Source organism: Enterobacter sp. ECC-175 (genome assembly GCF_043968675.1).
Lineage (GTDB): Bacteria > Pseudomonadota > Gammaproteobacteria > Enterobacterales > Enterobacteriaceae > Enterobacter.
The window spans coordinates 557,016-569,937 of the sequence record NZ_CP143776.1 but is presented as its reverse complement, the minus strand read 5'-3'; the positions used below and the strand labels follow the sequence as shown (position 1 = coordinate 569,937).

The window sequence follows — 12,922 nt, the reverse complement described above, 5'->3', positions numbered from 1 at the left end:
CAGGCATTTAGAAATAGCGCGTTATTGTACACGGATTAATCGCACTACAAAACAGGATCACAAACATCCCCCGCAAACAAGTATTGCAGAGATGCTTTGTGATCGCTTTCACGGAGCGGTAAAAGGGCACTTTAACGTAAATTGCACCAATATGGTGCTCAATGTTCACATTGAAGCACTATACTGGTGCAACAAATCCATTGTAGTGCAGCACTTTTGCACTATGGTGCGCATGATAACGCCTTTTTGGGGTGTTTTAAAAGTTGGCACAGTTTTCGCTTTACAGAAATACAGTAAAAAAATGGCAGCACGGCCGATTTGAAGACCTCGTTACCACGACGACAATGACCAATCTGGAGAGTAAGTATGTCCGCTGAACACGTTTTGACGATGCTGAACGAACATGAAGTGAAGTTTGTTGATCTGCGCTTCACCGATACCAAAGGTAAAGAACAGCACGTCACAATTCCTGCTCATCAGGTGAACGCCGAATTCTTTGAAGAAGGCAAAATGTTTGACGGCTCCTCCATCGGCGGCTGGAAAGGCATTAACGAATCCGACATGGTTCTGATGCCAGATGCCTCTACCGCGCTCATTGACCCGTTCTTCGAAGAGTCTACGCTGATCATCCGCTGCGATATCCTCGAGCCAGGCACGCTGCAGGGCTACGACCGCGACCCGCGCTCCATCGCGAAACGCGCTGAAGAGTACCTGCGTTCTACCGGCATCGCGGACACCGTGCTGTTCGGGCCAGAGCCAGAATTCTTCCTGTTTGACGACATCCGCTTCGGCGCGACGATTTCCGGTTCCCACGTGGCTATCGATGACATCGAAGGCGCATGGAACTCCTCCACCAAATACGAAGGTGGTAACAAAGGTCACCGTCCTGGCGTGAAAGGCGGTTACTTCCCGGTTCCTCCGGTCGATTCTTCACAGGACATCCGTTCCACCATGTGTCTGATCATGGAAGAGATGGGCCTGGTCGTTGAAGCGCATCACCACGAAGTGGCGACCGCTGGTCAGAACGAAATCGCAACCCGCTTCAACACCATGACCAAGAAAGCGGATGAGATTCAGATCTACAAATACGTTGTGCACAACGTGGCGCACCGTTTCGGTAAAACCGCGACCTTCATGCCAAAACCAATGTTTGGCGACAACGGTTCCGGTATGCACTGCCACATGTCCCTGTCCAAGAACGGTACCAACCTGTTCTCTGGCGACAAGTATGCCGGTCTGTCCGAGCAGGCGCTGCACTACATCGGCGGCGTGATTAAGCACGCGAAAGCGATCAACGCCCTGGCGAACCCAACCACCAACTCCTATAAGCGTCTGGTCCCAGGCTACGAAGCGCCGGTCATGCTGGCCTACTCTGCCCGTAACCGTTCCGCTTCTATCCGTATCCCGGTGGTTGCCTCTCCGAAAGCGCGTCGTATCGAAGTGCGCTTCCCGGACCCGGCTGCTAACCCATACCTGTGCTTCGCCGCGCTGCTGATGGCCGGCCTGGACGGTATCAAGAACAAGATCCACCCAGGCGAAGCCATGGATAAAAACCTGTATGACCTGCCGCCAGAAGAAGCGAAAGAGATCCCACAGGTTGCAGGCTCTCTGGAAGAAGCCCTGCAGGCGCTGGACGCAGACCGTGAGTTCCTGACGGCTGGCGGCGTGTTCACCGATGAAGCGATCGACGCTTACATCGCGCTGCGCACCGAAGAGAACGACCGCGTACGCATGACGCCGCACCCGGTTGAGTTCGAACTGTACTACAGCGTTTAAAGCAGTATGAAAACTCTGCACGATGCATCGTGAGAGTTTAAAAACCAATGGATTTCTCGCTACAGCAACGCGGCTGTAGCGAGAAAGACGCAGGTTTTAGTTGCCGTGGAAACTTTTTGGCCCATCTTCGGATGGGCTTTTTTCTCCGCCAACGGCCTGATTCCTCGCGCTTTTTGACGACAAAAAGCTATACTGCACTAAATTAGTGCAACCAACTCCAGGAGACTGCTGAATGGCAACCGGCACGCTGCCCGATGCTGGGCAGATCCTCAATTCCCTGATTACCAGCATTTTGCTTGTCGATGACGAGCTGGCCGTGCATTACGCCAACCCGGCGGCGCAGCAGCTGCTGGCGCAGAGCGCGCGCAAGCTGTTTGGCACCCCGCTCCCGGAGCTGCTGAGCTATTTCTCGCTGAACGTTGAGCTGATGCGCGAAAGCCTGCTCGCCGGACAGGGGTTTACAGACAATGAAGTAACGCTGGTGATTGACGGGCGCTCGCACATTCTCTCCCTGACGGCGCAGCGTCTTCCTGACGGCATGATCCTGCTGGAGATGGCGCCGATGGACAACCAGCGCCGCCTGAGCCAGGAACAGCTTCAGCATGCGCAGCAAATAGCCGCTCGCGACCTGGTGCGCGGCCTGGCCCACGAAATCAAAAATCCGCTGGGCGGCCTGCGCGGCGCGGCGCAGCTGTTAACCAAAGCGCTGCCAGACCCCTCGCTGGCGGAATACACCAACGTCATCATCGAGCAGGCGGATCGCCTGCGTAACCTGGTGGACCGACTGTTAGGGCCGCAGCACCCCGGCATGCATGTCTCAGAAAGCATTCACAAGGTGGCGGAGCGCGTGGTGAAGCTCGTGTCGATGGAGCTGCCGGAAAACGTCACCCTGGTGCGCGACTACGATCCCAGCCTGCCGGAGCTGGCGCACGATCCTGACCAGATTGAACAGGTGCTGCTGAACATCGTGCGTAACGCGCTGCAGGCGCTGGGGCCGGAAGGGGGCGAAATTATTCTGCGCACCCGCACGGCGTTCCAGCTCACGCTGCACGGCGTGCGCTACCGCCTGGCGGCGCGCATCGACGTTGAGGATAACGGGCCGGGCATTCCACCGCATTTGCAGGACACGCTGTTCTACCCGATGGTGAGCGGGCGCGAAGGCGGTACTGGTCTGGGATTATCCATTGCCCGCAGCCTGATTGACCAACACTCAGGCAAAATTGAATTTACCAGTTGGCCGGGACATACCGAGTTCTCGGTTTTCCTGCCGATTAAAAAATAAAGGTGACGAGTATGCAACGAGGGATAGTCTGGGTAGTCGATGACGATAGCTCCATCCGTTGGGTGCTTGAACGCGCGCTTACGGGGGCCGGATTAAGCTGCACAACGTTTGAGAGCGGCAGCGAGGTGCTCGACGCACTCACCACCAAAACGCCGGACGTGCTGCTGTCAGACATTCGTATGCCGGGCATGGACGGGCTGGCGCTGCTCAAGCAGATCAAACAGCGTCATCCTATGCTTCCGGTCATCATAATGACCGCCCACTCAGACCTGGATGCCGCCGTAAGCGCGTACCAGCAGGGCGCGTTTGATTACCTGCCTAAGCCGTTTGATATCGACGAGGCGGTTGCCCTGGTCGAGCGCGCCATTAGCCACTATCAGGAACAGCAGCAGCCGCGCAACGCGCCGGATTTTGGCCCGACGACGGACATCATCGGCGAAGCGCCCGCGATGCAGGACGTTTTTCGCATTATTGGCCGCCTGTCGCGCTCGTCGATCAGCGTGTTGATAAACGGTGAGTCGGGTACCGGTAAAGAGCTGGTTGCGCACGCGCTGCATCGCCATAGCCCGCGCGCAAAGTCGCCGTTTATCGCCCTGAATATGGCGGCGATCCCGAAGGATTTGATTGAGTCCGAGCTGTTTGGCCATGAGAAAGGGGCGTTTACCGGGGCGAATACCATACGTCAGGGGCGGTTCGAGCAGGCCGATGGCGGCACGCTTTTCCTGGATGAAATTGGCGATATGCCGCTGGACGTGCAGACGCGCCTGCTTCGCGTGCTGGCCGACGGGCAGTTTTACCGCGTGGGCGGCTACGCGCCCGTTAAGGTGGACGTGCGCATCATCGCCGCGACGCACCAGAACCTGGAGCTTCGCGTGCAGGAGGGGAAGTTTCGTGAAGATTTATTCCACCGCCTGAACGTTATCCGCGTGCATCTGCCGCCGCTGCGCGAGCGTCGTGAAGACATTCCGCGCCTGGCGCGCCACTTCCTGCAGGTGGCTGCCCGCGAGCTGGGCGTCGAAGCGAAACAGCTGCATCCGGAAACCGACGCCGCCCTCACCCGCCTGGCATGGCCGGGCAACGTGCGTCAGCTTGAGAACACCTGCCGCTGGCTGACCGTGATGGCCGCCGGACAGGAGGTGCTGATTCAGGATTTACCGAGTGAGCTGTTTGAAGCGTCCGCGCCTGAAAGCAGCACCGGCCACGCGCTGCCGGACAGCTGGGCGACGCTGCTGGCGCAGTGGGCCGACCGCGCGCTGCGTTCCGGTCATCAAAACCTGCTTTCGGAGGCCCAGCCGGAGCTGGAACGGACGCTGCTGACCACCGCGCTGCGCCATACGCAGGGACACAAGCAGGAAGCCGCGCGCCTGCTCGGTTGGGGGCGCAATACCCTGACGCGCAAGCTGAAAGAGCTGGGGATGGAGTAATTTTTCTGTGCCGGGTGAAGGCTTAGCCTTACCCGGCAAAACCGCTTAAATTACCCGCGAGAACTGCTGCAGACGCGCTTTCTGGCGCAGGTAAGCATCGAAGCACATGCAGATGTTACGAATCAACAGGCGCCCTTTTGGCGTCACCTCAATCGCACCGTCAGCAACATCCACCAGCCCATCTTTAGCCAGCGGCGCCAGCAGCTTCAGGTCTTCCGCAAAGTAATCGCTGAAGTGCAGATCCCACTGAGCTTCCACGTCGCTGAAATCGAGGCGGAAGTTGCAGATTAAGGCTTTTATCACGTCGCGACGAATGCAGTCGTCGCGGGTCAATGCGATCCCGCGCCACAGGGCGTTACCGCAGTCATCAACCTGCTGATAATACTGCTTAAGCTCTTTCTGGTTCTGCGCATAGCAGTCGCCGATCATGCTGATAGCGGAAACACCCATGCCGAGCAGATCCGTGTCGCCCTGGGTGGTGTAACCCTGGAAATTGCGGTGCAGCACGCCTTCACGCTGGGCGATCGCCAGCTCGTCGTCCGGGCGGGCAAAGTGATCCATACCGATAAACTGATAGCCGGTTTCGGTCAGGGAAGTAATGGTTTCCTGCAGGATATCCAGCTTTTGCTGGGCAGACGGCAGGTCCGCATCCTTGATTTTGCGCTGTGCCGCAAACAGCGTTGGCAGGTGCGCGTAGTTAAAGACGCTCAGGCGATCGGGATTAAGCTCCGCCACGCGCTTCAGCGTGAAGGCGAAGCTCTCCGGCGTCTGCTTCGGCAGGCCGTAGATAAGATCGATGTTGGTCGAGGTAAATCCAATGTCGCGCGCGCGGTTGAGTAAGGCGAAGATAAATTCTTCGTCCTGCTCGCGATTCACCAGGCGCTGCACCTCTTTGTTGAAGTCCTGCACGCCCATGCTCAGGCGGTTGAAGCCTTCGATGCGTAAGTGATCCAGTACGTCCAGCTCAATTTCCCGCGGATCGACTTCGATCGAGATTTCGGCGTCGTCGTTAAACGTGAAGTTCCCGCGCAGCAGCGTCATCAAACGGCTGATTTGCGCTTTATTGAGATAGGTCGGCGTACCGCCGCCCCAGTGAAGCTGGGTGACGTGACGGCCCGTAAACAGCGGCGCGCGGTGAAGAATTTCCTGCTCGAGCGCATCCAGATATTGATCGGCCTTGTGCTGCTGGCGGGTCACAATTTTATTGCAGCCGCAGAAGTAGCAGAGCTTGTGGCAGAACGGAATGTGGACGTAGAGCGATAGCGGGCGCTCGGGATAGCGCGCAACGGCCTGCTGAAAATCCGCCTCGCCGAAGGTATCAGAAAACTCTAGCGCGGTGGGGTATGAGGTATAACGCGGCCCGGAATAGTTATATTTCTGGATTAAGGCCAAATCCCAGTCGATAGATGGTACAGACATGCTCACTCCTTCCGTTGGTGTCGCGTTCGTATACGGCGGCCCTTTCTGGCCCCATTGCGGGCCATCATTCGGGTGCGCAGCCACTTCTGTCGCCGCGACAACCGCCGTAGTTTAACGAATAACCACACCAGATAACATATAACCGGAAGGGTTATAAGCAGGACGAGCGTGCCTGCCGGATGCAAACGTTAGTTTCCACCCTTCAGAAGACGCATCATATCTTCCTGCTTTTCGTCTTCTTCTTCGTCGTCTTCATCGTCGTAAGACAGGCCCAGCTTCTGCATCAGCTCGTCAATGCGATCCAGCTTGGCATCAACCCATGACTGCTCTTCTGCGGTGAGGGTCTCGCCCTCTTCAAGACGTTCCAGCAGCGCATCCAGGCGCTCATCGTTCTCCAGCAAATCCAGCTCAGCCTGCGGTGAAAGCATAGGTTTCTCGCTCTTTGGTTTGTGCTGCTTAGTGACCGGGGTGTCTGTCACGCCCAGAGGAATGGGAGTTTTACTGCCGATGCGCGGATCTTTCTGCGCTTTGTTTTTTGCAGACGCGCCTTCAGCACCGCTACCGCCTGCACGGCTGCCCGGAGCATGACCACGATGCTTTTTATCGCGTTTGCGATCGCGCGCTTCCTGGTTCAGTTCTTCGCGCGTTTTGCGGCGTGCTTTTGCAGGACGTTTAGCGCCCGCTGCGGTAGTCGGTTTTTTCATGATGTTTTATCTTTAAGTCGTTTTCTTCAGTATAGAATTGCGGCGAAATCTAGCAGAAAGCAAGCAAAGAAAAAAGGCGACAGAGCAATCTGTCGCCTTTTTTCCTGACTCACAACCCTTAACGGGCCAGACATTCCATGTTTGCCAACAACAAACCCTGTTTATCCCTTGGCTGATACCGTCCGTGATACGGTTCCATTTCCTGTTTTAACGCCTCCAGGCGTTTGTCATCCTGACAATCCTGAGTCTTCGCCTCCTGGCGCTCCTGACCCTTATCCTTAAGTCGTTATCCTGTGGCATCCTCGCCTTGACGCACACTTTACCTTTTTCCGTTAAAGTAACAAGCAACTACAAGGCATAAAAACGGATTTTCAGATAATTACCCAAATTCAAGCCACTGATTTTTAAAACATTGTTATTTTTCTCGCCTGCGATTTCTCTTAAATTTCCTATAGCCTTAATGGCAGATCTCTCACAGAGAGAAGGGTTTTAACCTACAGGCTTATTGCGATGGGAAAAGCCTTTTGCCCGCATTCAGGTATAATCCCCCACAGCTTACGATTTTGGAGACGACCACGTGACTACCTGGAACTATCAACAGACGCATTTTGTCACCAGCGCGCCTGATATTCGCCACTTACCTTCCGATACGGGTATTGAAGTGGCATTTGCTGGCCGCTCCAATGCGGGAAAATCCAGCGCCCTTAACACGCTGACAAACCAGAAGAACCTGGCGCGCACCTCAAAAACCCCTGGCCGCACGCAGCTGATCAACCTGTTTGAAGTGGCAGACGGCAAACGTCTCGTCGACCTGCCGGGCTATGGCTACGCGCAGGTGCCCGAAGAGATGAAGATCAAATGGCAGCGCGCGCTGGGTGAATACCTTGAAAAGCGCCAGTGCCTGAAAGGTCTGGTGGTGCTGATGGATATTCGCCACCCGCTGAAAGATCTCGATCAGCAGATGATTGACTGGGCCGTGTCGAGCGATATCGCGGTTCTGGTGCTGCTGACAAAAGCCGATAAGCTGGCAAGCGGCGCACGTAAAGCGCAGGTGAATATGGTTCGCGAAGCGGTGCTGGCCTTTAACGGTGATGTGCAGGTCGAGCCTTTTTCCTCACTGAAAAAGCAGGGTGTGGATAAGCTTCGCCAGAAGCTCGACAGCTGGTTTAATGAGCTTGAACCCGCGATGGAAGCGGAAGAAGAGTAATACCAAGCGCGGCAATGACCGCGTTTTTTTTCTTTGCCGCAATAAAAAACGCCCCAGTCATTACTGACTGGGGCGGCTAAAATATTCAGCCAAATCCGATTACGTGAAGTAAAAGGTCTGAAAGATAGAACATCTTACCTCTGTACCCTACGTCGTTAACTCTACCGCTTTTTTAACCGCAGAAAAAGCACTTTTTGTAGTTTTTTTTCACTCTTTACATAGGGAAATCTAATGATCGTCACAAAACTCCCTAAGTTATGTTGCTAACTTACATAAAAAGGGCGTTATTCCTATAACCTCTAGTGAGCCTTATCCCAGTTTTCACCGCTGCCAACTTCCACCAGCAACGGCACGTCCAGTTTCATGCTGCTTTCCATCAGTTCGTGGATCTTTTTAGAGACAGGTTCCAGATCGTCTTTATGTACTTCAAACACCAGTTCATCGTGAACCTGCATGATCATGCGCACGCGAGGCTTTTCCTTTTCCAGCCAGGCGTCCACGGCGATCATCGCGCGTTTAATGATGTCCGCAGCCGTACCTTGCATCGGCGCGTTAATCGCCGCGCGTTCCGCCCCTGCACGGCGTGCAGCGTTGCTGGACGTAATATCCGGCAGATAGAGACGACGACCATCCAGCGTTTCGACATAGCCTTTCTCTTTCGCCTGCGCACGGGTGCGCTCCATATACTCCAGCACGCCAGGGTAGCGTTCAAAGTAGAGATCCATGTATTTTTGCGACTCTTTACGCGGAATGTTGAGCTGGCGCGACAGGCCAAAGGCGCTCATCCCGTAGATCAGGCCAAAGTTGATGGCTTTAGCGCTGCGGCGCTGTTCGTTCGTCACGCTCTCAAGCGGCAGCCCGAAAACTTCCGCCGCGGTCGCACGGTGGATGTCTTTCCCTTCGGCAAACGCCGTCAGCAAACCTTTGTCGCGAGACAGATGCGCCATGATGCGCAGCTCGATTTGCGAGTAGTCCGCTGAGACAATCAGGTAATCGTCCGGAGCGATAAACGCCTGGCGAATACGACGGCCTTCCTCATTACGTACCGGGATGTTTTGCAGGTTAGGATCGGTGGATGAAAGCCGCCCCGTGGCCGCAACGGCCTGATGATAGGAGGTATGAACGCGCCCGGTTTTCGGGTTAATCATCAGCGGCAGCTTGTCGGTGTAGGTCGATTTTAGCTTCGCCAGGCCTCGATACTGGAGGATAACCTTTGGCAGCGGGTAGTCCAGCGCCAGCTCTTCCAGCACCTCTTCAGACGTTGACGGCGCACCGCCAGGGGTTTTCTTCAGCGGCTTGATGCCCTGTTTTTCAAACAGAATCGTCTGCAGCTGTTTTGGTGATGAAAGGTTAAACGGCTCACCGGCAAGCTCGTGCGCTTTTTGCTCCAGCTCGGTCAGACGCTGCGCAAGTTCGCCGGAGTGGTTATGCAGTACCGTTGGATCGATTTTTACGCCGTTACGTTCGATGCGGGAAAGCACCGGAACAAGCGGCATTTCGATATGCTGGAATACGTTTAACGGACCTTCGTTCTTTTGCAGCTTTGGCCACATTTTAAGGTGCAGCTGAAGCGTAACGTCAGCATCTTCCGCCGCATAGCGGCCCGCTTCTTCCAGGGCTATCTGGTTAAAGGTCAGCTGATTTTTGCCTTTGCCTGCAATCTCTTCAAAAGTGATAGTTTTATGCTTCAGCCAGCGATCCGAGAGAGAGTCCATATCGTGACGGCCCGCCACGCTGTCCAGAATGTAGGATTCCAGCATCGTGTCGAAAGCGATCCCGCGAAGCTCAATGCCGTAATTCTGAAGGATACCGCGATCGTATTTGAGGTTTTGACCTACCTTCAGCGCCTTTTCATCTTCCAGCAGAGGCTTCATCAGTTCTAATACGCGGTCTCGTGAGAGCTGATCCGGCGCATCAAGGTAGTCATGCGCGACGGGAACATACGCCGCAACGCCAGGCTCTGTCGCAAACGACAGGCCCACCATATTGGCCGAAATATTATCAAGGCTGTCGGTTTCCGTGTCGAAAGCAAACACCGGCGCTTTTTTCAGCTTCTCGATCCATGCGAGCAGCTGCGGCTCTTCGAGGATGGTTTCATAGTTGTCGAACGAAAGCTCCGTCGCGTCTTCTTCAACCAGCTCTTCAGCCTCAATCACAATGGTGTTTTTAGGCTTTGCAGCAGGTTTTGCCCCTTTTGCCTGCAGCCATTTGCCGGCTTCCACATCCGCGATCCAGCGTTTAAATTCGTATTTTTTAAACAGGCCAAGCAGGTCATCCGCGGCGGGCTCCTGAACTTCAAGCTGTTCGCAGGTCAATTCCAGCTCCACGTCGGTTTTAATGGTGGCCAGCTGGTAGGAGAGGTACGCCACCTCTTTGTTCTCTTCCAGTTTTCCCGCCATGGTTTTCGCACCGCGGAAAGAGAGCCCGGCGATTTTGTCCGATTCGGCATACAGCGTATTGAGGCCACCCAGACCTTGCAGCAACGCCTGCGCCGTCTTTTCGCCCACGCCCGGCACGCCGGGGATGTTATCTGAGGAGTCGCCCATCAGGGCAAGGAAGTCGATGATCAGTTCTGGCGGTACGCCATATTTTGCCACCACTTCTTCCGGACCCAGAATGGTGTTGGTCATGGTGTTAATCAGGGTGATTCCCGGCGTCACCAGCTGCGCCATATCTTTATCACCGGTACTGATCAGCACTGGACGCCCCAGCTTTTCGGCCTCTCGCGCCAGCGTACCAATGACGTCATCAGCTTCTACGCCAGAGACCGCCATCAGCGGAAGACCCATTGCTTTCACCATGGCATGCAACGGTTCAATTTGCGCTCGCAAATCATCAGGCATCGGTGGACGGTGGGACTTGTAATGCTCAAACAGCTCGTCGCGGAAGGTTTTGCCCTTCGCATCAAAAACAACTGCCGCATGCGTAGGCTTATACTGGAGAATAAGGCTGCGCAGCATGTTGAGTACGCCGTACATCGCGCCGGTAGGTTCTCCGGCGCTGTTGGTCAGAGGAGGAAACGCATGATACGCCCGATACAGGTAAGAGGAGCCGTCGACGAGAATAAGAGGGTTTTCTGGGATCTGAACCATAATGTCCGTGCCTTTAATCAATTTATGGGTAAAGGATGCCACAGAAGCATAAAAACATCAGTTTTTAGCGCCCTTTACAGGAAAAGATTTTGCGATCGTGAGGATCGATCGCAAAATTGAAACTGTGGATAAGTTTGTGAATAATTTCAATACGGAAGAATAATACGTAAGCACCGCGTCAGCCTACCATTAAATTATTAATATAAATCAATGAATTAACAATTCAACAATCTTAATATTGCCTCTTGTTCGCTATTTAGTCTGTGTGGATATAAGCCTTACGCCCTCAATTTGAAGAGTTGAAATGTCAAGTGAACGTGAAAAGCGTCGATTAACAGGTTTAAACCGCCATTTTTTTGTCTTATTTCTGATAAAATCAGCGCCCTGCGGCGTCTCCTGGGTCGCTCATTTATAGCTAACTATCTGAAAAAGCTCATCATGTCGAGACTGCTCGCTGTTTTTACCCTACCTTTAAGCATCATTTTAACGATCCTGGTTACCATCGCCTGTTCAGTGCCGATCATTATCGCCGGGATATTTAAACTGCTGTTTCCCATCCCTACAGTGTGGCGCGCCGTCTCTGCATTTTGTAATTTCATGATGTACTGCTGGTGTGAGGGGCTCGCGCTTCTGCTTTGCCTGAATCCTCATCTCAAATGGGATGTTGAAGGCCTGGAAGGATTGAACAAGAAGAACTGGTATTTGCTGATTTGCAATCACCATAGCTGGGCAGATATCGTGGTTTTATGCGTGCTGTTTCGCAAACATATCCCGATGAATAAGTATTTTCTGAAACAGCAGCTCGCCTGGGTGCCTTTTATCGGTCTCGCCTGCTGGGCGCTGGATATGCCGTTTATGAAACGCTATTCACGCGGGTATCTTCTTCGTCATCCTGAACGTCGCGGGAAAGACGTTGAAACCACGCGCCGCTCCTGTGAGAAGTTTCGCGTACATCCAACGACGATCGTCAATTTTGTCGAAGGTTCTCGCTTTACTGAAGAGAAGCACCGTCAGACGCGTTCCCCTTATCAGAATCTTTTGCCTCCAAAGGCTGCCGGTATCGCCATGGCGCTAAATGTGTTGGGGGAGCAGTTCGATAAATTATTGAACGTGACGCTCTGCTATCCGGAGAATGATAAGACGCCCTTCTACGATATGCTTCGCGGAAAGCTGACGCGTATTGTGGTACGGGTTAATCTCGTGCCAATTGCTAGCGAACTGCATGGCGATTACGTTAACGATAAACATTTTAAACGTCGTTTCCAGCTTTGGCTCAATACGCTCTGGAAAGATAAAGACGAACAGATAGACCACATAAAATCTTCATGCAAAAACGCCGGTCAGTGACCGGCGTTTTCTTTTATTTAGGGCAACTTACTTCTTCTCAACCAGGTATTTCACGGTATCAGCGTACTGTTGTACGAAGATATCCATGCTGCTGGTGTCCATACCCTGCATATTCAGCTGATATTTACCGTTAACAAACATCGCCGGTACGCCCTGCAGCTGCAGATCGGCAGCGGCTTTTTCCTGCTGAGCAACCAGGGATTTTACGACAAAGCTGTTCCAGGCCGCGTCGTAGTCTTCACCCTTGATACCAGCATCTACGAACACTTTACGGATGTCTGCGGTGGTCTGCACGGTCTGAGTTTTCTGTACGGCTTCAAACATTGGTGCAGTGATTTTATCTTCCACGCCCAGCGCGATCGCAACCGCCCACGCTTGGGTCAGGTCTTTGCCCAATGGGCCAAGGAACTCGACGTGGTATTTAGTCATTTTGGTGCCTTCAGGCAGCTTCTTCTTCACGTTATCAGAAACATGAAGAACTTCCTCGAACTGATAGCAGTGCGGGCAATAGAACGAGAAGAACTCCAGCACCTGAGGCTCGCCAGCAACGGGCTTCTCCAGCGTGGTATACTGTTTGCCGTCGGTAAACTGCGCAGCGGAAGCGCTAAATGCCAGAATCATACCTGCCAGCGCCAGCCATACTTTTTTCATGATTAACTCTCTCCTGGTGT

At 53.9% G+C, this 12,922-nt stretch carries 9 protein-coding genes; 5 read left to right on the top strand and 4 right to left on the bottom strand.

All coding sequences use genetic code 11. From position 1 onward, the window contains the following. Positions 1-366 precede the first annotated feature (366 nt). The 3 genes from glnA to glnG all read left to right on the top strand — a co-directional run bounded on the left by glnA (position 367) and on the right by glnG (position 4,482). Positions 367-1,776: a glutamate--ammonia ligase gene (glnA, locus tag V1599_RS02820; RefSeq protein WP_112012689.1), complete on the top strand. Its 1,410-nt coding sequence runs from the start codon at positions 367-369 to the stop codon at positions 1,774-1,776. Between the two features lie 232 nt (positions 1,777-2,008). Beyond that, on the top strand, positions 2,009-3,058 hold the full coding sequence (gene glnL / locus V1599_RS02815; protein WP_112012687.1) for a nitrogen regulation protein NR(II): 1,050 nt from the start codon (positions 2,009-2,011) through the stop codon (positions 3,056-3,058). 11 nt (positions 3,059-3,069) lie between these two features. After that, positions 3,070-4,482 carry a nitrogen regulation protein NR(I) gene (gene glnG / locus V1599_RS02810; RefSeq protein ID WP_395300993.1) on the top strand — a complete coding sequence of 471 codons (1,413 nt, stop codon included), beginning with the start codon at positions 3,070-3,072 and terminating at the stop codon, positions 4,480-4,482. Between the two features lie 45 nt (positions 4,483-4,527). On the opposite strand, the gene hemN is transcribed toward glnG, so the two are convergent. Next, the gene (gene hemN / locus V1599_RS02805; protein WP_395300992.1) at positions 4,528-5,901 is read right to left on the bottom strand and encodes an oxygen-independent coproporphyrinogen III oxidase; all 1,374 of its coding nucleotides are present in this window, start codon (positions 5,899-5,901) and stop codon (positions 4,528-4,530) included. A 188-nt stretch (positions 5,902-6,089) separates the two neighbouring features. Beyond that, the gene (gene yihI, locus V1599_RS02800; protein WP_112012680.1) at positions 6,090-6,605 is read right to left on the bottom strand and encodes a Der GTPase-activating protein YihI; all 516 of its coding nucleotides are present in this window, start codon (positions 6,603-6,605) and stop codon (positions 6,090-6,092) included. Between the two features lie 577 nt (positions 6,606-7,182). Between yihI and yihA the strand changes: the two genes are divergently transcribed. Next, positions 7,183-7,812, top strand: coding sequence for a ribosome biogenesis GTP-binding protein YihA/YsxC (gene yihA, locus V1599_RS02795; RefSeq protein WP_395300991.1), 630 nt, complete (start codon positions 7,183-7,185; stop codon positions 7,810-7,812). A 299-nt stretch (positions 7,813-8,111) separates the two neighbouring features. Here the strand turns inward: yihA and polA are convergent, their stop codons facing one another. Further along, positions 8,112-10,904 carry a DNA polymerase I gene (gene polA, locus V1599_RS02790; protein WP_395300990.1) on the bottom strand — a complete coding sequence of 931 codons (2,793 nt, stop codon included), beginning with the start codon at positions 10,902-10,904 and terminating at the stop codon, positions 8,112-8,114. Between the two features lie 438 nt (positions 10,905-11,342). On the opposite strand from polA, the gene V1599_RS02785 reads away from it, so the two are divergent. Next, a complete protein-coding gene (locus V1599_RS02785; protein WP_395300989.1) occupies positions 11,343-12,251 on the top strand; it encodes an acyltransferase in 909 nt (302 codons plus the stop codon). Positions 12,252-12,278: 27 nt separating this feature from the next. Here V1599_RS02785 and dsbA read toward each other — a convergent pair whose 3' ends face one another. Then, a complete protein-coding gene (gene dsbA / locus V1599_RS02780) occupies positions 12,279-12,902 on the bottom strand; it encodes a thiol:disulfide interchange protein DsbA (protein WP_112012673.1) in 624 nt (207 codons plus the stop codon). Between the last annotated feature and the right edge of the window lie 20 nt (positions 12,903-12,922).